Raw genomic sequence first — 19721 nt, 5'->3', positions numbered from 1 at the left:
CCCTCGGCGGGGTGGGCCGCGGGTCAGGCCAGGTCGATGCGGAACACCTCGAACGCGGCGCCGTAGCGGACGGCGAGCCGGGTGCCGGCGGGCCGGGCCATCCCCTCCAGGAACTCCTCGGCGTCGAAGCCGCCGTCGCCGAGCCCGCTCAGGTAGGCGCCGTGCGCCCGCAACGACGCCACCCCGGCGTCGAAGGTGTCCGTCACGTCCACCCCGTGCCGGGCCGCCGGTGAGCCGGCCGCCCACACCTCGCGCACCCGGGACCACGGCTGCGTGCCGCCGGTGAGCTGCTCCGGGAAGATCCACCGGTTGCCGGCGTCGCGGACCGCGTCCAGCGTGGCCCGGCCGCAGGCGATGTGGTCGGCCTGGTTCAGCGCGTACTCGCCGTCCCAGGTCTCCCGGAAGTTGTTCGTGAGCACCACGTCCGGCCGGTGCCGGCGGACCACCCCGGCGATGGCCCGGCGCAGCGGCACGCCGTACTCCAGCAGCCCGTCGGGCAGGCCGAGGAATTCGACGGCGGACACCCCGACCACGGCGGCGGACGCGCGCTGTTCCTCCTCGCGCAGCACCCGGCTGCGCTCCGGCGGCATTCCGTCGATCCCCGCCTCACCACTGGTCAGCAGGCAGTAGACGACCTCCTTGCCCTGCCGGGTCCAGCGGGCCACCGCGGCGGCGGCGCCGAACTCCAGGTCGTCCGGGTGGGCCACCACGGCCAGCGCCCGGTGCCAGTCCTCGGTCAGCGGCGTGAGCGGTTCCGGCTGCGCCACGTGGCTACCTCCTCGCGCGTCTCCTCCGGCCCATCCTGGCACCGACCGGGCCCGGCCGCCGTCCGGGCGCGAACCCTCGGTGCGCGCCGGTCCGGGCGTCTACCGTGTGGTTAGAGAAGATCGGGCGTGGGGTACCCCCCGCTGAAGACGGACCCCGGGAACACGCGGGGCGGCACACCGAGGGAGCACCCATGGCATTGAACGACGACGACATCCAGACCAACGGTGGCGGCGGCCTGGAGGGCCCGGCCGACGGCGGTGCCACCCCCGGTCAGCACGACGGTGGCGCGGACGGTGGCGCGGAGGGTCCGGCCGACGGTGGCGCGACCCCGGGTCAGCACGACGGTGGCGCGGACGGTGGCGCGGAGGGTCCGGCCGACGGTGGCGCGACCCCGGGTCAGCACGACGGTGGCGCGGACGGTGGCGCGGAGGGCCCGGCCGACGGTGGCGCGACCCCGGGCCAGCACGACGGCGGCGCCGACGGCAGCGCCTGACACATGAGCACGACGCACGTCGACCCGCCGGGTGGCCACGGCCACCCGGCGGTGTCGTCCCCCGCCGCCGCGGCGCTGGCCCGGTGCGTGGCCGTCGAGCCGGCCAAGTTCGCCGCCGACCACTGGGGGCGCAGCCCGCTGCTGTCCCGGGCCGCCGAACTGCCCAACCCGCACGGCTTCACCGACCTGCTCAGCCCCGCCGACGCCGACGAGCTGCTCAGCCGACGCGGCCTGCGTACCCCGTTCCTGCGGGTGGCCAAGGACGGCCAGCTCGTGCCGGCGGCGCGCTACACCGGCGGCGGTGGCGCCGGCGCCGAGATCGGCGACCAGGTGCTCGACGAGAAGGTCCTGGCGCTCTACGCCGACGGCGCCACCCTGGTGTTGCAGGGCCTGCACCGCACCTGGCCGGCGCTCGTCGACCTGGCCCGCGACCTGGGCGCGGCGCTGGCCCAGCCGTTGCAGGTCAACGCCTACCTGACGCCGGCCGGCAGTCAGGGCTTCGCCACCCACTACGACACCCACGACGTGTTCGTGCTCCAGGTCGACGGCCGCAAGCGCTGGCGGATCCACCCGCCGGTGCTCGCCGACCCGCTGGAGCGCCAGCCGTGGGGCGGCCGGGCCGACGAGGTCTCCGCGACCGCCGAGGGCCGGCCCGCGCTGGACGTGGTGCTCGAACCGGGCGACGCGCTCTACCTGCCGCGCGGCTGGCTGCACAGCGCCCAAGCGCAGGAGTCCAGCTCGCTGCACCTGACCGTGGGCATCCGGGCGCTCACCCGCTACGCCCTGGTGGAGGAGTTGGCGGCGCTCGCCGCCGAGGACGCCCGGCTGCGCGCCGGCCTGCCGTTCGGCCTGGACCTGGCCGACCCGGAGGCGATCGAGCCGGAGCTGACCGAGACCGTCGAGGCGCTGCGCGACTGGCTGCTGCGGGCCGACCCGGCGGCGGTCGCCGCGCGGCTGCGGGGCCGGGTGTGGCCGGCCGCCCGACCGGCGCCGATCCGCCCGCTCGCCCAGGCCGAGGCGCTGGCCCGGCTCGACCCGGACAGCCGGGTGGTGCTGCGCGCCGGCCTGCGCCGGCAGCTCGCCCCGACCGGCGACGGCCGCGTCGCGCTGCGCCTGGTCGACCGCACGCTCACCCTGCCCGGCACCTGCGAGCCGGCGCTGCGCGCGCTGCTCACCGGCGAGCCGACCCGGGTCGGCGACCTGCCCGGCCTCGACGACGCCGACCGCCTGGTCCTCGCCCGCCGCCTGCTCAAGGAAGCGGTGTTGGTCCCTGCCTGACCCGTCCGCGCCCCGGCCCCAACAGGTCGGGGCCGGCGCGCGGGACGCGCGGGTCAGCGGGTGTAGGTGACCGCCAGCAGGAGCAGGGTCGTCGCCAGGCCGCTGGCCGCCACCAGGATCATCGGGCGCGGGGTCAGCACCGCGTGCCGACGATCGGCCAGCAGCCGGGCCGGCGCCAACCCGACCAGCGGCCCGAGCAGCGTGATCACCAGCGCCAGCACCGGCAGGCCGACCGCCAGGTCGCCGCCCGAGCCGGTCCCCAACGCCCGCGCGCCGATCCCCAGCAGATACGCCACCAGTGCGCCGCCCACCCCGCACGCGACCAGCAGCGGGTTCACCGAGCCGGGGAGCTCGCCCGGCTGCCCGGTGCGCTCCAGCAGCTCGCGTACCCCGTGCAGCAACGGCACCGGGTCGCCCGCGGCGCCGCGCACCGGGCCCGGCGGGTCGCCGAGGCGTCGGGGGCCGCCGCCGAGCCGGGCCCGCAGCTGCGCCCACAGGTGGGTGACCTCGCCGTCCACCCGCTCCACCATCCGCTGCGCCTCGCCCACCTCCGCCTCGGCGCGTCGTACCTGCTCGGCCGCCTCGGCCACGGCCCGCTCGGCGGCGGCCACCTGCTGGGCGTGCCAGGTGTGCGCCTCGGACCGCTGCGCGGACACCCGGGCGGTCAGCTCGGCGAGGCGGCGGATCTGGACGTGGTACGTCTCACTGGAGACCGGTTCGTTCATCGGGACGGACCATAAGGGATGATCACCTGGCCGGTGCGGTGCACCGCGCGGTCGAAGTAGAGACCGCGCCACGGCCGGGGATACCAGTCCGGCCCGCCGCTGCCCGGGTAGAGCGACGCGCTCAGCTCACCGCCCTGCACGTCGAGCGCCACCCAGGCCCCGATCTGATCCGTGCGGGCGCCGGCCCCACCGAGGTCGGCCCGCATCCGGGCCACCCCCCGCCACCAGGCCAGCACGTGTGTGCGCCGCTCCGGCCCGTCGTGCAGGATCCGGCGCAACTGCTCCAACCCGGTGCGGGTGCCCGCCTTGCCGGTCAGCGCGCCGGCCGCCGCGTCCACCGCGTAGAGCAGCAGGAAGTGCGGCGTACGCGGGGTGCCCGGCGCGGCCAGCCCGTCGCCCACCTCGGCCATCAGCTCGGGCACCGTCTCCTCGTCGTACCAGGAGGCGTCACCGGGCAGGTCCTCGTAGAGCGCGCGGGCCGCGGGGTCGGCGTCCGGGTCGAGACAGGCGATGGAGAACCGGGCGGCGCCCGGGGCGTACTGGCGGGCCAGCGAGCGGGCGGCGGCGTCGAGCACCGCGCACGCCTCGTCCACCCGGGTGCCCAGCACCGCCAGATTCCGCCCGGGCGCCCGGGGCAGCCGCATCGACGCGGAGCGGGACTGCACGTCGATGATCTCGCCGAGCAGGGCCACCGGGTTGCGCGGCACACCCTGCTCGGGGGCGGTCAGGGCGCGGAAGTCCGGCGCGTCGGCCAGCCGGGGGATCGCGTCGCCGTCGAAGAGCCGGGCCGGCGCGGCGTCCTGCGGCCGCATCCGCCACAGCCGGTGCTGCAACTCGCTCCAGGTCTCCCAGTCGCTGGCCGACGGGATGCGAGCCACCTCGTTCCCCTCGGCCAGACCGGACTCGGCGTTGACCACGGCGTGGTGGCGCGGCAGCGACTGCGCGGCGTCGTTGCGTTCGGCCAGGATGCGCAGCGCCTTGGGCAGCGCGATCCGCAGGGTGAACTGGGCGACCAGGGCGGGCCGGCCCCACAGGGCCTCGATGCCGCGCACGTCCTGGGAGGCGAGCACCAGGTGGATGCCCTGCGAACGGCCCCGGCGGGCCAGGTCCTCCAGCAGGTCGGCGGCCTCCCGGGCGACCACGTCCCGGCCGGCGAGCAGCGCCTGGAACTCGTCGACCACCGCGACGATGCGCGGCCAGTGCCCGGCCGGGTCCACCGCGCGCAGCTCGGCCAGCTTGGTGACCTCGTGCTTCTTCGCCGCGTCGGCCCGCCGGCGCAGCTCCTCGGCGAGGAACCTCAGCAGGGCCAGGCCGAACTCGCGGTCGGTGTTGACGTTGATCCCGACCAGGCGCATGTGCGGCAGCCAGCTCGGGTCGCGCCGACCCTTGGCGAACCGGGCGAAGGACACCCCCTCCTTGAAGTCGAGCAGATAGAACTCCAGCTCGGCGGGGGAGTAGCGGGCGGCGAGCGCGCCGATCCAGGCGAAGATGAGGTTGGTCTTGCCGGTGCCGGACGGGCCGCCGATCAACGCGTGCGGCGGGTAGTCGCCGAGCGTGAGCAGCACCGGCCGCCCGTGTGGGCCCTCGCCGATCGGGGCGCTGAGGCCGTGCGCCGAGTCCTCCCGCCAGTACTCGTCGGGCGGGGGGAGCAGGTCGGTGAAGGGCGTCGGCGGCGGCCCGGCGGCCACCCGGGAGGCGACCGCGCGGCAGGTCTCGGTGACCAGGGCCGCCGGCGGCGGGTCGTCGAGCACCACCGGCAGCCCGGCGATCCGGGCGTCGTCCTCCTCGACCACGATCCGGGTGACGGTCCGGTCGTCGGGCAGGTCGATGCCGCGGACCACCAGGTGCACGCCGCAGGCCGCACCGGTGCGGACCACCCGGTCGAGCTGGCCGCGTTCGTGCCGGGACAGCTCGTCGCCGCCGAGCAGCACCGCGACCCGCCACGGCTCGGGCCGGCGCCCGGTCGCGGCGGCCAGCTCGCGCAGCGACGCGTACTCGCCGGCCAGCACCGTGGCGTTGATCCGGCGGATCTGCTCCACCAGGTCGTCGAGCAGCCGGCCCAGGCCGCCCGGGCCGACGAAGGTGAGCAGGCCGGCGGTGCCGAGCGGCGCGAATCCGGCCAGCCCGCCGCCCAGGTGCTCCGGGTCGTAGCCGTACACCCGCACCGCGCCCGGGTCGGCCCGCCCGACCGAGCGCAGCAGCAGCGCGGGCACCACCGAGGCCAGGCCGTCCCGGTCGCCGCCGGCCAGGTGCGCGTGCCCGGCGTCGAGGAGCGGCACCAGCGCCGGCACCGGTTCGGCGCCGGCGATGCGTACCGTGCCGATCCGGACCGCGCCCGGTGGCTCGGCCCGACCGGCGGGCGTCGCCTGCCAGCGGTCCCAGGGCTCGGACGCCGCGCCCGGCGCCTCCCGCCGCGCCGCGTCCGCGGCCCGCCGCGCCAGCTCGGCGAGGCGGGCGGTGTGTCGGGCGTCGATCTCGGCGAGCCGCCGGTCGCGCGCCGCGCCGACCCGGGCCGGCACCGCCGCGGCGGCGCGGCGGGTGCGGTCCAGCCGCTCCCGGCCGGCGACCAGCTCGGCGTCGGCGGCGGCCAGTCGGGTACGGGTGGCCCCCAGCGCCTCGGAGAGCATCCCCCGCACACGCGTGACCAGTTGGGCGCGGACGTCAGCCACGCGACGGCTCCCGTTCCTCGGTGTCCTTCGGCAGGTCCCGGCCGAGCCGGTCGAGCAGCACGCCGGCGAGCACCCCGGCGGTGACCGCCGGGTCGGCGGCGTGCGGCTGCTCCGGCCCGTCGTCGCGGCGCGGCGGGGGCATCCGGCAGACCCGGGTGAGCAGCGTGTCCAGCACCGGCGCCGGCAACCCGGGCAGCAGGTCGCGGACCCGTCCGTCCAGCTCGCGGCGCAGTCGGGTCAGGTCGTCCGCGCGGGGTGGATGGCCGAGCAGCTCACCGGCCAGGTCGCGCAGCATCGGCGGGGCGATCGCGGCCATCCCCAGCCCGACGTCGGCGTGGGCCCGGCGCAGCTCGGCGTGCAGCCGGTCCCGGTCGCCGGAGCGGATCCCGACCACCACCCGGCGCAGCAGCTCGCGGGAGTCCGTGACCCGCTCGTCCGGCTGGTCCGGCGCGCCCTCCCGCCCGCCGGTCAGCTCCGCTACCCGGACCGCCCACCAGCGCCGCACCGCGGGCGGCTCGTCCGGCTCGGCGGCCGGGCCCGGCGCGGGCGGCTCGGCGCCACGCGGCGCGTCGTGCCGCGGCCGGCGCTCGCCCGGTGGGGCGGTGGGCGCGCCGTCGGCGGCCAGCCCGATCGCGGCCAGGTACGCGGTGAGCTGCTCCTGCGCCACCCGCAGCGCGTAGCCGGCGGTCTCGGCGTGCTCGGTCGCCGAGGTCAGCTCCGGCACGCCCATCGGATCGGCCGACTCCTGGCGCACCCAGCGCAGTCGTTCCTCGGCCTGGCCGAGCTTCTCCAGCGCGGCGGCGAGCTGCGCCAGCGGCAGCTCCTCGGCGGCGGCGCGGACCTGCGCGCCGATGTCCTCGACGATGGACACGGCCGGCCCCTCAGAGCGTCGCGACGTAGAGCTGTGCCTGCTCCACCGCCACCAGTGTCGCGGCGAGGCACTCCTCCAGCTCCTGGCTGGCCTGGGTCAGCGAGGCCTGCGCGGCCTCGACCGTCTCGTGGCCGCTGCCCTCCAGCGCGCCGGCGAGCGTCTGCTGCGCCTCGGCCAGCTTCTCGCCGGCCGCCTGCACCGCTGTCTGGCCGTCGCCGATCTGCTGGAGAGCGACATCGATGGCGGCCTTCAGCTCGGCGACGCTCGCCACGGGGACCTCCGGGGGGCAGGGGAGATCTCCATTACATCCCATCCCGACGGGTGGGCGAACATCCACCCTCGCGTCGTTCCTGCCCGAGTGTCCGGTTACGCCGCTGACGTGCGCGAAGACCCGACCGGGCGGGTGCGGCGATCCCACCGGCGAGCGAGCCGGTCCCGCCGACGGGACGCCGGTCAGCGGCCCAACCAGCGAGGCCCGCGTACCTCCGCGCCCAGCGCCGTCACCCGGGCCCGCAGCTCCCGGTCGGCGGTGACCACCACCCGCCGCCGGTCCGGCGCGGCGGCGACCAGCTCGACCACCGTGTCGTCGCCGGACCCGGCCGCGGACACCACGTCGACGTCGGGCACCGGCGCCACCTGCCGGGCCGCCCCCTCCACCACCAGCACCACCTGCACCGGCGGTGGCAGCTCCGGTGGCACGCCGGCGCCGGCCAGCGCGGCCAGCGCGTCGCGCAGCCGGACCGCGGCGCCGGCCCGGTCCCGCCACCAGCCGTCCGGCCGTGACCCCACCACGTTCGCGCCGTCGACCACCAGCAGCGCTCTGCTCTCCATGCCCCCAGCCTGCCACCGGTGTCGCGTTTGTCGCGCACCCCGCCGGGTAGCCACCGCCGACCGCGCCGCGCCGTGTCGCGTCCCGGTCGTGCCGACCGACTGCGGAGGACGAAGATGATGGGACCCGGTGACTTCGGCAACGACCCGTGGGACGAGTTCCTGGCCCGCTACTTCGGCCGGGGCGAGGGAGGACGCCGGCCGGCCCACCGGGTCGACATCACCCGCCTGATGACCGCCGACGCCCGGGAGATGCTCGCCGACGCGGCCCGACGGGCCGCCCAGAAGCACAGCAACGACCTGGACACCGACCACCTGCTCTGGGCGGCGCTGCAGCGCGAGCCGCTGCGCGACCTGGTCCGCCGTGCCGGCGCCGACCCGGACGCGCTGGTCAACGCGCTCGGTGGGCGCGCCGAAGGCGCACCCGGTGGCGAGGTGCCGCCGAACCTGTCGCTCACCCCGGCGGCGAAGCGGGCGCTGCTGGACGCGCACCAGCTCTCCCGGGCCATGGGTGCCAACTACATCGGACCCGAGCACATCCTGATGGCGTTGCCGCTGAACCCCGAGTCGCCGGCCGGGCGGATGCTCGCCGCCGGGCGGATCCAACCGGAGTCGTTGCAGGCGGCCAGCGCCGAGCGCGGCGCGGCGAACAACGGGCCGCGCCCGGACCGGGGCACGCCCACCCTCGACCAGTACGGGCAGGACCTCACCGAACTGGCCCGGATGGACCAGATCGACCCGGTGATCGGCCGGGCCGACGAGATCGAGCAGGCGGTGGAGATCCTGTCCCGACGGACCAAGAACAACCCGGTGCTGATCGGTGAGGCCGGCGTCGGCAAGACCGCCATCGTGGAGGGGTTGGCCGAGCGGATCTGCGACGGCGACGTGCCGCAGACGCTGATCGGCAAGCGGGTCGTCCAGCTCGACCTGTCCGGGCTGGTCGCCGGCACCCGCTACCGGGGCGACTTCGAGGAACGCCTGAAGAAGGTGATCGACGAGATCCGCGCCCACCGCGACGAGCTGATCATCTTCCTGGACGAGATCCACACCCTGGTCGGGGCCGGTGGCGCCGGCAGCGAGGGCGGGATGGACGCGTCCAACATGCTCAAGCCCGCGCTCGCCCGTGGTGAGCTGCGGGTGATCGGCGCGACCACGCTCGACGAGTACCGGCGCAGCATCGAGAAGGACGCCGCGCTGGCCCGCCGGTTCCAGCCGGTGCTGGTGCCCGAGCCGACCGTCGAGGACACCGTCGCCATCCTGCGCGGCCTGCGCGACCGCTACGAGGCGCACCACCAGGTCCGGTTCACCGACGAGGCGCTCGTCGCCGCCGGCGAGCTGTCCGACCGGTACGTGACCGACCGGTTCCTGCCGGACAAGGCGATCGACCTGATCGACCAGGCCGGCGCCCGGGTGCGGCTGCGCACCCGCACCCCCGCCTCCGACGTGCGCGAACTGGAGCAGCAGCTCGACGAGGTGCGCCGGGACAAGGAACAGGCGGTCTCCGACGAGCAGTACGAGCGGGCCTCCGCGCTGCGCGACAGGCTCGCCGAGCTGGAGGACCAGATCCGCCGCGCCCGCGGTGACGAGGGACCCAACCACGTGCCCGAGGTCGGGCCGAAGGAGATCGCCGAGGTGGTGTCGCGGGCCACCGGTATCCCGGTCACCCAGCTCACCGAGGAGGAACGCGACCGCCTGCTGCGCCTGGAGGGCCACCTGCACGAGAAGGTGATCGGGCAGGACGACGCGGTCGGCGCGGTGTCCGAGGCGGTGCGCCGCTCGCGTACCGGGTTGGCCGACCCGAACCGGCCGATGGGCAGCTTCCTGTTCCTCGGCCCCACCGGCGTCGGCAAGACCGAACTGGCCCGGGCGCTGGCCGAGGCGCTGTTCGGCGAGGCGGACCGGATGGTCCGGGTGGACATGAGCGAGTTCCAGGAGCGGCACACGGTCAGCCGGTTGGTCGGCGCCCCGCCCGGCTACGTCGGCTACGAGGAGGCCGGCCAGCTCACCGAGGCGGTCCGCCGCCGCCCGTACGCGGTGGTGCTGCTGGACGAGATCGAGAAGGCGCACCCTGATGTGTTCAACATCCTGCTCCAGGTGCTCGACGACGGCCGGCTCACCGACAGCCAGGGCCGGACCGTGAACTTCAAGAACACCGTCCTGATCATGACGAGCAACCTCGGCTCGGAGCTGATCACCGGTGCCCAGCGCACGGTCGGCTTCGCCACCGGCGACCCGGGCCAGCAGGAGTCCGCCGAGCTGCGGGAACGGCTGATGCGCCGGTTGCAGGAGAACTTCCGCCCCGAGTTCCTCAACCGGGTCGACGAGATCATCATCTTCCAGCGTCTGGAGGCCGAGCAGCTGCGCGAGATCACCGGCCTGCTGCTGGAGGAGACCCGCCGCCGGCTGCACACCCAGGACATCCAGGTGGAGATCAGCACCGCCGGCGTCGACTGGCTCGCCGAGCACGGCTACCAGCCGGAGTTCGGCGCCCGCCCGTTGCGCCGGGTGATCCAGCGCGAGGTCGACAACCGGCTGTCCCGGATGCTGCTGGAGAACGAGATCTCACCGGGGCAGAAGGTCAGCGTGGACGCCCGCGACGACCAGCTCGTCTTCGACGTGTCCGCCGGTGAGCGCGGATACACGGCCGCCACCACGTCCCATCCCCGGTGAGCGGGCCGGCCCACCCTCGGCGGGCCGGCCCGGCCCGTCGCGCACGGATCGGAGGGCGGACATGACCGAACCCGAGGAAACCCGGGAGGACACCGCGGCCGGTGAACCGATCGAGGCGGCGCCGACGGCCAACCCGTCCCGGGTCCGGGTGCCGCCGGAAGGTCTGACCCAGCAGGCACCGCACGGCGAGGTCGACCCGGAGGAGTCCGGGCCGCCGCCGGGAGAGGAGGCGTGATGGCACGCGACGCGCGACTCGACCCCGAGGTCGAACTGATCTGGGACGACTTCCACGCCGAGGTGAACGTACCCTCCGAGCAGCTACGGCAGTGGCTGCTGACCCGTGGGTCGGGTGAGGAGGCGTTCGGCCCCGACCCCGACCTGGACCTCCCCGAGCCCGGCCGGCAGATCCTCGCCGTGCTGCGCAAGCGCAAGGTCGACCTCACCCCGGAGGACGTCGAGGTGATGCGGGAGGCGATCACCCGGATCCGGGAGCTGACCGCCGAGAAGCCCGGCCGGGGCAACGCCGACGACGAGTGGCGGCACGCACTGCTCGACCTCGGTCACGACGTGCTTGTGGAACGCTGAGCCGGGGTTGCGCCGCCCGGGCGGACACCCGCCCGGGCGGAGGGGCGGCGTCGTCGCACCGGCCCGGCGTCGGCAGCCGCCGGCTCTCGTCACGGCGGGTGACGACGGCAAAAAGTGGATGCGGTCGAGAGCGGTATACCTCGCAGTCATAGTTATGCCTCTGCGGTATGCCGCTCGCGACCGGACTCTCCGTCCGGACGCGACACGCCCGGGTCGCCGACGGTGGTGGGTTCGCCCGTGCCGGGCGCCCCGGCCTATTCGGACTCCATGCTGGGCAGTCGCAGGCCGGCGGCGTCGGCCGCGGCCTGCCGGTCCGCGCGGGCCCGCTCCTCCCGGCTGAGCAGGTTGGCATACTCGGTGACGTCCGCCGGGTCCGGCACCTCGGGCAGGCGGCGCAGGAACGCCTCGACGTCGGCGGCGGCAGCGGTGTGCGCGGTGGCCGCCTGACGCAGCAGCTCCCGCTCGTCGGCGGCCGGATACAGATCAGTCATGCCGGCGAGATACCCGCGTTCAGGCGGTTCGCACCCCGCCCACGCGGTGCGGCTGCACGCCGAAGTCCGGGTGGGCCAGCAGCCAGGCCAGATAGTCGGGGTGGTTGGCCAGCGCGTCGGTGTAGGCCGCCACCGCCGTCTCCAGCACCGGCTCCGCCACCGCCGCGGCGGGCGCCTCCGGGTGCCAGCCGAACAGCAGCCGCCAACGCAGCGGCGCGCCGGCCAGCCGGCGGGTGACCAGCCCGGCCACCGGGCGGAAGGTGGCCTGGCACAGCGCCACCGCGGTGCCCGCGTCGACCAGGTCCAGGGCGGCGCGCACGTCCGCCTCGTACACCTTGCGGGGGGTGAAGCCGGCGCGCGCGCAGGCGGCGGCGAAGCAGTCGCCGAAGCAGCCGTCGCCGGGCGCCGCCACCCACTGCTCCCGGCGCAGGTCGACCAGGTCGACCTCGTCCCGCCCGGCCAGCGGATGGGTCTGCGGCAGCAGCACGAAGACCGGGTCGACGGCCACCTCCCGCCAGCTCAACCCGAACACCGGCGACGGCGCGGCGTCGCCGCACACGCCGGTGAGCGCGAAGTCGAGCCGGCCGCCGGCCACCATCTGCGCCAACTCGTCCACCGACCAGGACGCGTACGTGGAGATCTGCGCGTCGGCGCGCTCGGCGGCGAGCCGGTGCACCAGCCGGCCCAGGATCGGACTGTTCACCCCGCCGAACCGGTAGCGGCGCAGCGGGTCGCCCGCGCCGGCCAGCCGGGCGGCCTCGTCCTGCAGCCCCTTCATGGCCGGCAGCAGCACCCGGGCCCGGTCCAGCACCAGCTCACCCAGCGCGGTGGGCCGGGCGCCGCGCCGGTCGCGTTCGAACAACGGCCCGCCGAGCACCCGCTCGATCCGCTGGAGCTGGGCGGTCAGCGCCGGCTGGGCCAGACCGAGCAGGGAGGCCGCCTTGGTGACGCTCCCCGTCTCGGCGATCGCGCAGACCACCCGCAGGTGTCGCAGCTCCAGATTCATAACGTGACGGTAGGACCACGAACGGGTGTCCGGGAAGGGGCGGTTCGGCTCAGGCGTCGCGGCGGTGCTCCAGGTCGGCGAGGCGGGTGCGCCGCCCGGTGACCGCGTCGCGGACCTTGTCCAGCACCCCCACCGCCGGCTCGACGATCTTGTTCCAGGGCGGGGTGGCGGGGGTGCCCGGGTGCGGCCGGGTCGGCGCCGCCTCCTCCGCGATCTGCCACCGGTTGCCCAGCCGGATCAGCTCGGCGTCGCTGGCCACCTCGCGCAGCGGTGTGACCAGCGCGGCGACCCGGCTCACGTGCCGGCGGACCCGCTCGGCCACATCGGCGACCACCGCGTCGTCCGGGCCGGACAGCTGCTTCAACGCGGTCAGCAGGGCGGCGTCCGCCTCGATCTCCCGGGCGACCAGCTCGGCGCTCTCCGGCACCGCGGCGCGGGCGGCCGGGAAAAGATACTGCTCCTCGGCGGAGAGGTGCCGCGACACCGCCGCGGTCAGCACGTCGAGCACCCGGCGTCGGCCGGCCGGCTCCAGCCCCGGCTCGGTCGCCCGGTCGGCCAGCTCCAGCAGGGTGCGGTGCTCGGCGTCCACGAGGTCGGCCAGGCTCCGCCCACCCGGCCGGTACGCGTCGTCGGCGGCGGGCGGCAGCGGCGGCAGGGGGACGGTCATGGTGCCCTCCTCGTGGTGGCCCGGACGGGGTGGCCGGAATCGATGTTCGGCGTTACCCGCCCGGGCGTCGCGCGAAACCGGTCCACACCGCACCGGGCGTCGCGGCCCGCCCGGCTGGTATAAGGAAGCGATGACGACCTCCGCCTCACCCCAGCCCACCGACGAGGTCGTGGACCTCTGCCGGGACCTGCTGCGCATCGACACCACCAACACCGGGGACAACGACACCAGCGCGGGGGAGCGGCGCGCCGCCGAGTACGTCGCGGAGAAGCTCGCCGAGGTCGGCGTCGACGCCGAGATCCACGAGTCGGCACCCGGGCGGGCCAACCTGGTGGCCCGGATCCCCGGCACCGAGCCGGGTCGCGACGCGCTGCTCGTGCACGGGCACCTCGACGTGGTGCCCGCCGACCCGGACGAGTGGTCGGTGCACCCGTTCTCCGGCGACATCCGTGACGGCTACCTGTGGGGGCGCGGCGCGATCGACATGAAGGACTTCGACGCCATGGTGCTGGCCGTGGTCCGCGACTGGCAGCGCGCCGGCGTCCGGCCCCGGCGCGACGTGGTGCTCGCCTTCACCGCCGACGAGGAGGCCGGCAGCGACTACGGCGCGCACTTCCTGGCCCGCGAGCACCGGGGGCTCTTCGACGGCTGCACCGAGGCGATCGGCGAGGTGGGTGGCTTCTCCTACTCCGTCGACGAGTCCCGCCGGCTCTACCTGATCGAGACCGCCGAGAAGGGCATCGACTGGCTGCGCCTGCACGCCAAGGGGCGGCCCGGGCACGGCTCGATGGTGCACGACGACAACGCGGTGACCGCGCTCGCCGAGGCGGTCGCCCGGATCGGCCGACACCGGTTCCCGGTGGTCATGACCGACACCGTACGGGCGTTCCTGGCCGAGGTCGGCGACGTGCTCGGCATCGAGATCGACCCGGCCGACCCGGAGACCGCGATCGCCAAGCTCGGCCCGATCGCCAACATCATCGGCGCCACGATCCGCAACACCGCCAACCCCACCCGGCTGGCCGCCGGCTACAAGGACAACGTCATCCCGGGCCGGGCCACCGCCACCATCGACTGCCGCAGCCTGCCCGGGCAGAGCGAGGAGCTGGAGCGGCAGCTGCGCGAGCTGGTCGGCCCGGACATCGCCATCGAGTACGTCCAGCGCCAGCCGGCCCTGGAGACCACGTTCGACGGCGACCTGGTGGACCACATGTCGGCCGCGCTGCGGGCCGAGGACCCGGGCGCCCACCCGGTGCCGTACATGCTCTCCGGCGGCACCGACGCCAAGGCGTTCTCGCAGCTCGGCATCCGCTGCTTCGGCTTCGCGCCGCTGCGGCTGCCCGCCGACCTCAATTTCTCCGGCCTGTTCCACGGCATCGACGAGCGCGTCCCGCTCGACGGACTACAGTTCGGCGTGCGGGTTCTCGACCGCTTCCTCCGCAACTGCTGACCGCGCCCGCCGCGGCGCCGCCGGCGCGGACCTGCCCCCATCGCGAAGGGACTGCCTCACATGACCGACCAGCACGCTGAGCTGGACGCCGCCCTCGAGCAGGTGATCGACGCCGCCCGTGCCCACCTGGCCGCCGTCCGGGCCGCCCAGGGCCGGATCGACGACGACGCCGTCTGGCAGGCGTACGTCGCGTTGAACAACGCCTCGTTCGCCTACGACGAGCGGTTGCTCGACGCGTTCGGCGAGGTGACGCCCTGGGACGTCGAGTCGATCGACCCGGACGAGGCGGACGAGCGCTTCGGCGCGGTGGAGGGCGGCGAGCCGACCGACCCGCACCCGAGGGTGATCTCCGTGCGGCAGCGGCGCGACTACCGGGTGCCCAGCGTCGCCGCGCTGCTGCGGGTGGCCGAGGCGGCCCGCCGGGAGGGCACCCCGGAGGAGGACGAGCCGGCGCCGGTGGAGGGCGTCGGCGAGGCGGTGCTGGAGCTGCTGCAGAGCGGCGACGGTTCGCTCTCCGCGCTCGACGTGCCCGAGCTGGAGCCGCTCGACGGCGTGGTCATGGTCAGCGAGGTCGGTACCCCCGTCGACCTGGAGTCGTTCGACGACGACGATCCGGTCGGCCCGTTCCAGCCGGCCGTCGACGACCGGCTGGTCGGTCGCCTCGACGAGCACCCGTTCCTGGAGCTCGACGACGAGCACGACCACGCCCACTAGGCAGTGCTCGCCCCGGGGCCGCACCGCGCGGCGCGGCCCCGGGGCGAGGAGCCCCTCAGTACGACAGGCCCGGCTGCGGCTTGCTCACCACGCGACGGCGCAGCATCACCTGCCGCGTGCCGTCCCGGTAGAGCCGCACCCGGGCCAACTCCCAGCCGGAGAACTCCGCCTGGATCGCCAGCTGCGCCGCGGCGGTCAGCCGATCGACGTTCGAAGGCAACCGCAGCGGCGCGTATTCGTAGTCCATGACCTCTATGCTGCCCAGCTCGCGGGCCCTCCGCCACCCCCTGGCCGTGACCCGGATCGCGGCGCGGGACGGCCGCCCCACGGCGGACGCCCGATGCCGGTCAGCCGTCGCGTTCCGGATAGCCGACGGGCACCGCGGAGACGTCGTCGAGCGCGGTGACGATCTCGTCCGGCAGGGTCATCCGCTCCACCTGGAGCGCGCCGAGCAGCTGCCCGACCGTGCGGGCGCCGAGGATCGGCGCGGTCACCCCGGGCCGGTCCCGCACCCAGGCCAACGCCACCTCGGTGGGCGACACGCCGAGCCCACCGGCGGCGATGGCCACCGCCTCGACGATGCTGGAGCAGCGGGGCTCCAGGTAGGTGCCGACGAAGCGCTCGAAGTGCGGCGACACCGCCCGCGAGTCGGCCGGCCGGCCGTTGCGGTATTTCCCGGTGAGCACCCCCCGGCCCAGCGGCGACCAGGGCAGCAGGCCCAGCCCCATCCCGGCGCACGCCGGGAGCACCTCACGCTCGATGCCGCGCTCCAACAACGAGTACTCCACCTGGGCGGCGACCACCGGCGCCCGCCCCGGCCAGGCGGCCTGCCAGGCGGCGGCCCGGGCGGTCTGCCAGCCGGAGAAGTTCGACACGCCCACATAGCGCGCCTTGCCGGCGGAGACGGCGTGGTCCAGCGCGGAGAGCGTCTCCTCCAGCGGCGTGTCCGGGTCGTAGCCGTGCACCTGCCACAGGTCGACGTGGTCGGTGCCGAGCCGGCGCAGCGACGCGTCGAGCGTGCGCAGCAGGTGCCCGCGCGAACCGTCGCGTCGGCGGCCGCTGCCCGGCCGCAGCCCCGCCTTCGTGGCGATGAGCAGCTCGTCGCGGTCGACCAGGCTACCCAGCAGCGACCCGATCACCGACTCGGCGTCGCCGTCGGCGTACACGTCGGCGGTGTCGACGAGGTTTCCGCCCGCGTCGAGGTAGCTCTTCAGCTGGGCGGCCGCGTCGTCGGCGTCGGTGTCCCGTCCCCAGGTCATGGTGCCGAGGGCGAGCCGCGAAACCGCCAGCCCGCTTCGGCCGAGCGGTCGCTGTTGCATGGGTGAACCTTATTTCGATCGCGGCGTCACGGACATCCTCGCCGCAGTCAACTTCCCGCGCGAGCGCAGCGCGGTGTGACGTGTTCGGGGCGAGCCGGTCGTCGGTGGTGGCACCGGCATTGCGTAACCTGATGCGACCTGTGGTGCGGACGGTGGGAGGACCAGTGCGACTCGGGCTCAACCTCGGATACCAGACGGCCTGGAGCACGCCGGCCGACCACCTGGCGTTCGCCCAGGAGGCGGACCGGCTCGGCTACTCGGTGGTGTGGGCCGCGGAGGCGTACGGCTCCGACTCACCGACCATGCTCGCCTGGATGGCCGGGCAGACGCAGCGGATCGACCTCGGCTCCGCCGTCATGCAGATCCCCGCCCGCACCCCGGCGATGACCGCGATGACCGCCGCGACCATCGACACGCTCTCCGGCGGCCGGTTCCGGCTCGGACTCGGCGTCTCCGGCCCGCAGGTCTCCGAGGGCTGGCACGGCGTCCGCTTCGCCAAGCCGCTGTCGCGCACCCGGGAGTACGTCGACATCGTCAAGCTCGCGGTGGCCCGCAAGGAGGTCGCGTACGACGGCGAGCACCACACGCTGCCGCTGCCGGACGGGCCGGGCAAGGCGCTGCGGCTGAGCTTCCACCCGCCGCGCGAGCACATCCCGATCTACCTGGCCGCCGTCGGCCCGAAGAACCTGGAGCTGGCCGGCGAGATCGCCGACGGCTGGCTGGCCGTCTTCTACGCCCCCGAGTTCGCCGAGGAGCAGCTCGCCGCGATCCGGGCCGGGCGGGCCGCCGCCGGCAAGGAGCTGGCCGGCTTCGACGTGGTCCCCTCGGTGCCGGTGGTGGTCGGTGACGACGTGGCCACCTGCGCCGAGCTGGTCCGCTGGTACGCCGCGCTCTACGTCGGCGGGATGGGCAGCCGGAAGCAGAACTTCTACAACCAGCTCGCGACCCGGATGGGCTACGGCGACGCGGCCCGCGAGGTCCAGGAGCTCTACCTGGCCAAGCGGCAGCGCGACGCCGCCGCCGCGGTGCCGATGGAGTTCATCGACCGCACCTCGTTGCTCGGCCCGAAGGGGCGCATCGCCGAGCGGATGCGGGAGTACGCCGCCGCCGGCGTGACCACCCTGTCGGTGACGCTGTTCGTGGCCGACCGGGACAGCGGCGTCGCGACGCTGCGCACCGTGGCCGAGGCGCTGGAGCTGTCCGGGGTCGGCGAGTGACCTGGGTCGAGGCCATCGTCCTGGGCGTCGTCCAGGGGCTCACCGAGTTCCTGCCGGTGTCGTCGTCCGGGCACCTGCGGATCACCTCGGCGATCTTCTTCGGCCGCGACGCGGGGGCGTCGTTCACCGCGGTCACCCAGCTCGGCACCGAGGCCGCCGTCCTGATCTACTTCTTCAAGGACATCTGGCGGATCGTCCGCACCTGGTGCCTGGGCCTGGTCGACCGCTCGGTGCGCTCCAGCCTCGACTACCGGATGGGCTGGTACGTCATCGTCGGCACCATCCCGATCGGCATCCTGGGGCTGCTGTTCAAGGACCAGATCCGCACCGCCGGCCGGAACCTCTACCTGATCTCCTTCACGCTGATCTTCTTCGCCCTGGTGCTCGCGTTCGCCGAGTACTGGGGCCGACAGACCCGCACGCTGGAGAACTTCCGGATGCGCGACGGCGTGGCGATGGGCCTGGGGCAGGCGATGGCGCTGATCCCCGGCGTCTCCCGCTCGGGCGGCACGCTGACCGTCGGCCTGTTCCTCAACCTCACCCGGGAGACGGCGGCGCGCTACTCGTTCCTGCTGGCCATCCCGGCCGTTGTCATCTCCGGCGTGTTCAGCCTGCCGGACGTCTTCGAGCCGTCCGCGCCCGGCACCGCCGCGCCGAGCGTGGCGCAGATGGTGGTGGCCACGCTCATCGCGTTCGCCATCGGCTACGCGGCCATCGCCTGGCTGCTGCGCTACGTCGCACACCACACGCTCTACCTGTTCGTGCTCTACCGGGTGGCGCTCGGCACGCTGGTGCTCTGCCTGCTGCTCACCGGCACGATCAGCGCCACCTGATCCGGGCGACACGACGGGGGCCGGCACCCCGCCTCCGGGGTGCCGGCCTTCCGCCTGTGTCAGCCGTTCCAGTGCTGGGCGACGAGGTCCGCGGCCTGCTGCTCCCACTGCGCGTACGCGTCAGGGTAGGCGCTGACCTGCACCGTCTGCGCGGCCTGGGTCAGCGGCATGTCCTGCCAGCCGTCGACCTGCTTGAGGCCCTTGAGGAAGGCGAGGGTGGAGTACTCGGGGTCGGTGATCTGCTCCGGCGTGCCCCAACCACTGGACGGGCGCTGCTGGAACAGGCCCAGCGAGTCGTGGTCGTTGCGGTCGCCGAGGTGGCCGAGGTTCTCCAGCTTCGACTCCTGGAGGCTGGTGGCGATCGAGACGACGGCGGCGCGCTCGTCCATGCCGGCCTTCTTGGTGGCGGCGACGATCGCCTTGACGTTGGCGGCCTGCTCGTCGGTCAGGTCGATGCGGGACTGCGCGCCCTGCACGCCGTGCGGGACGAGCGCGGCGGGGTCGGCCTGGGCGGTGACGGCGACCTCGCGGGCGGTCGGGGAGCTGTCGTGGTGGTTGAGCGGACCGGCGGCCAGGCCACCGGCGACGGTCAGACCGGCGATACCGAGGATGCTCTTGCGCAGCATGGTGTTCATGGGGGGCTCCATTCGGGGGTTCGACACACCGGGGGGTGTGCGAGCACCGTCAGGCGCTCTCGCGCGGGGACTCCGTCGGCTCACGGGGCGGGGGCCTCGTCGTGCCGGCGGAACCATGTGCAACGACCGGCGCCCCACCGTCATTCCGCGGATCCAGGATCCGGTGGCGGGTGTTTCCGCTGCTCAGCCGTGCACCGGGTACAACGCCCCCGCCCCCGGACCCATTCCACCCGACAGGTGTCCCCGACCACCTCCGCACCGGACACACCGCCCGCCCGGGCGGCCGGTACGTGGCGAATGGGGTGTGTGCGGTCCGGGTCGGCTGGGGCCAGCGGTGGCGGTGGAGGGAGTCGCACCCACCCCACCACCCCTCGCCCTCGGCGGGCGGGTGGCCGTGGTCCTTGCCGCTCGCGCAGGGTGGGCGGACCTGTCGGCTTTCGTGGGCGTCTGGTGGGGGATGCGCTCCCCGCACCGGACGCCCGACTCGGTCGATCAGGAAGCG

General features: G+C 74.9%; 21 protein-coding genes. 9 read left to right on the top strand and 12 right to left on the bottom strand.

Features of this window, described 5'->3' with window-relative positions:
- Positions 1 to 23 precede the first annotated feature (23 nt).
- Entirely contained in the window at positions 24 to 767 is a 744-nt protein-coding gene (locus O7618_RS11485) for a PIG-L deacetylase family protein (protein WP_278106037.1), read from the bottom strand.
- Positions 768 to 958: 191 nt separating this feature from the next.
- Between O7618_RS11485 and O7618_RS11480 the strand changes: the two genes are divergently transcribed.
- Both O7618_RS11480 and O7618_RS11475 read left to right on the top strand, forming a co-directional pair.
- Positions 959 to 1261 carry a hypothetical protein gene (locus tag O7618_RS11480; protein ID WP_181568094.1) on the top strand — a complete coding sequence of 101 codons (303 nt, stop codon included), beginning with the start codon at positions 959 to 961 and terminating at the stop codon, positions 1259 to 1261.
- 3 nt (positions 1262 to 1264) lie between these two features.
- Positions 1265 to 2539: a cupin domain-containing protein gene (locus tag O7618_RS11475; protein WP_278106036.1), complete on the top strand. Its 1275-nt coding sequence runs from the start codon at positions 1265 to 1267 to the stop codon at positions 2537 to 2539.
- Positions 2540 to 2592: 53 nt separating this feature from the next.
- Here O7618_RS11475 and O7618_RS11470 read toward each other — a convergent pair whose 3' ends face one another.
- From O7618_RS11470 to O7618_RS11450, 5 genes are all read right to left on the bottom strand, one after another.
- Positions 2593 to 3264 (bottom strand): hypothetical protein, encoded by a 672-nt coding sequence (locus O7618_RS11470; protein ID WP_278106035.1) that lies wholly within the window; start codon positions 3262 to 3264, stop codon positions 2593 to 2595.
- Positions 3261 to 5933 carry an FtsK/SpoIIIE domain-containing protein gene (locus tag O7618_RS11465; RefSeq protein ID WP_278106034.1) on the bottom strand — a complete coding sequence of 891 codons (2673 nt, stop codon included), beginning with the start codon at positions 5931 to 5933 and terminating at the stop codon, positions 3261 to 3263. Before O7618_RS11465 ends, O7618_RS11470 begins: the two co-directional genes overlap by 4 nt.
- Positions 5926 to 6804 (bottom strand): hypothetical protein, encoded by an 879-nt coding sequence (locus O7618_RS11460; protein ID WP_278106033.1) that lies wholly within the window; start codon positions 6802 to 6804, stop codon positions 5926 to 5928. The genes O7618_RS11465 and O7618_RS11460 overlap by 8 nt, the downstream gene beginning before the upstream one ends.
- 10 nt (positions 6805 to 6814) lie before the next feature.
- Complete coding sequence (locus tag O7618_RS11455; protein WP_030504016.1) at positions 6815 to 7075, bottom strand: hypothetical protein; 261 nt, start codon at positions 7073 to 7075, stop codon at positions 6815 to 6817.
- Positions 7076 to 7257: 182 nt separating this feature from the next.
- Complete coding sequence (locus O7618_RS11450; RefSeq protein WP_278106032.1) at positions 7258 to 7635, bottom strand: hypothetical protein; 378 nt, start codon at positions 7633 to 7635, stop codon at positions 7258 to 7260.
- A gap of 114 nt (positions 7636 to 7749) precedes the next feature.
- Here O7618_RS11450 and O7618_RS11445 point away from each other — a divergent pair, with 114 nt between their 5' ends.
- From O7618_RS11445 to O7618_RS11435, 3 genes are all read left to right on the top strand, one after another.
- Positions 7750 to 10302, top strand: a complete 2553-nt coding sequence (locus O7618_RS11445; protein WP_278106031.1) for an ATP-dependent Clp protease ATP-binding subunit — start codon at positions 7750 to 7752, stop codon at positions 10300 to 10302.
- Between the two features lie 61 nt (positions 10303 to 10363).
- A complete protein-coding gene (locus O7618_RS11440; RefSeq protein ID WP_278106029.1) occupies positions 10364 to 10537 on the top strand; it encodes a hypothetical protein in 174 nt (57 codons plus the stop codon).
- Complete coding sequence (locus O7618_RS11435; RefSeq protein ID WP_278106028.1) at positions 10537 to 10887, top strand: DUF3140 domain-containing protein; 351 nt, start codon at positions 10537 to 10539, stop codon at positions 10885 to 10887. The genes O7618_RS11440 and O7618_RS11435 overlap by 1 nt, the downstream gene beginning before the upstream one ends.
- A gap of 254 nt (positions 10888 to 11141) precedes the next feature.
- On the opposite strand, the gene O7618_RS11430 is transcribed toward O7618_RS11435, so the two are convergent.
- Genes O7618_RS11430 through O7618_RS11420 form a run of 3 tightly spaced genes read right to left on the bottom strand, consistent with a single transcriptional unit; the run spans position 11142 to position 13051 of the window.
- A complete protein-coding gene (locus tag O7618_RS11430) occupies positions 11142 to 11378 on the bottom strand; it encodes a hypothetical protein (protein ID WP_278106027.1) in 237 nt (78 codons plus the stop codon).
- Positions 11379 to 11397: 19 nt separating this feature from the next.
- Complete coding sequence (locus O7618_RS11425; RefSeq protein WP_278106025.1) at positions 11398 to 12384, bottom strand: LysR family transcriptional regulator; 987 nt, start codon at positions 12382 to 12384, stop codon at positions 11398 to 11400.
- A gap of 49 nt (positions 12385 to 12433) precedes the next feature.
- Positions 12434 to 13051: a hemerythrin domain-containing protein gene (locus O7618_RS11420; protein WP_278106024.1), complete on the bottom strand. Its 618-nt coding sequence runs from the start codon at positions 13049 to 13051 to the stop codon at positions 12434 to 12436.
- A gap of 130 nt (positions 13052 to 13181) precedes the next feature.
- On the opposite strand from O7618_RS11420, the gene O7618_RS11415 reads away from it, so the two are divergent.
- Together O7618_RS11415 and O7618_RS11410 are read left to right on the top strand one after the other, a co-directional pair.
- On the top strand, positions 13182 to 14501 hold the full coding sequence (locus tag O7618_RS11415) for a M20/M25/M40 family metallo-hydrolase (RefSeq protein WP_278106023.1): 1320 nt from the start codon (positions 13182 to 13184) through the stop codon (positions 14499 to 14501).
- A 60-nt stretch (positions 14502 to 14561) separates the two neighbouring features.
- Complete coding sequence (locus O7618_RS11410) at positions 14562 to 15215, top strand: hypothetical protein (RefSeq protein ID WP_278106022.1); 654 nt, start codon at positions 14562 to 14564, stop codon at positions 15213 to 15215.
- Between the two features lie 55 nt (positions 15216 to 15270).
- On the opposite strand, the gene O7618_RS11405 is transcribed toward O7618_RS11410, so the two are convergent.
- Together O7618_RS11405 and O7618_RS11400 are read right to left on the bottom strand one after the other, a co-directional pair.
- Positions 15271 to 15462: a DUF5703 family protein gene (locus O7618_RS11405; protein ID WP_091058244.1), complete on the bottom strand. Its 192-nt coding sequence runs from the start codon at positions 15460 to 15462 to the stop codon at positions 15271 to 15273.
- Positions 15463 to 15562: 100 nt separating this feature from the next.
- Complete coding sequence (locus O7618_RS11400) at positions 15563 to 16534, bottom strand: aldo/keto reductase (RefSeq protein WP_278106021.1); 972 nt, start codon at positions 16532 to 16534, stop codon at positions 15563 to 15565.
- A 164-nt stretch (positions 16535 to 16698) separates the two neighbouring features.
- On the opposite strand from O7618_RS11400, the gene O7618_RS11395 reads away from it, so the two are divergent.
- Together O7618_RS11395 and O7618_RS11390 are read left to right on the top strand one after the other, a co-directional pair.
- Positions 16699 to 17751, top strand: a complete 1053-nt coding sequence (locus tag O7618_RS11395; protein WP_278109973.1) for an LLM class F420-dependent oxidoreductase — start codon at positions 16699 to 16701, stop codon at positions 17749 to 17751.
- A complete protein-coding gene (locus O7618_RS11390) occupies positions 17748 to 18584 on the top strand; it encodes an undecaprenyl-diphosphate phosphatase (protein ID WP_091058234.1) in 837 nt (278 codons plus the stop codon). The genes O7618_RS11395 and O7618_RS11390 overlap by 4 nt, the downstream gene beginning before the upstream one ends.
- Positions 18585 to 18643: 59 nt before the next feature.
- Here the strand turns inward: O7618_RS11390 and O7618_RS11385 are convergent, their stop codons facing one another.
- Positions 18644 to 19219 (bottom strand): hypothetical protein, encoded by a 576-nt coding sequence (locus O7618_RS11385; RefSeq protein ID WP_278106020.1) that lies wholly within the window; start codon positions 19217 to 19219, stop codon positions 18644 to 18646.
- Positions 19220 to 19721: the final 502 nt, after the last annotated feature.

Origin of the sequence: Micromonospora sp. WMMD980 (assembly GCF_029626035.1) — a bacterium.
Classification (GTDB): Bacteria; Actinomycetota; Actinomycetes; order Mycobacteriales; family Micromonosporaceae; genus Micromonospora.
This window is presented reverse-complemented; position numbering and strand designations above follow the sequence as displayed.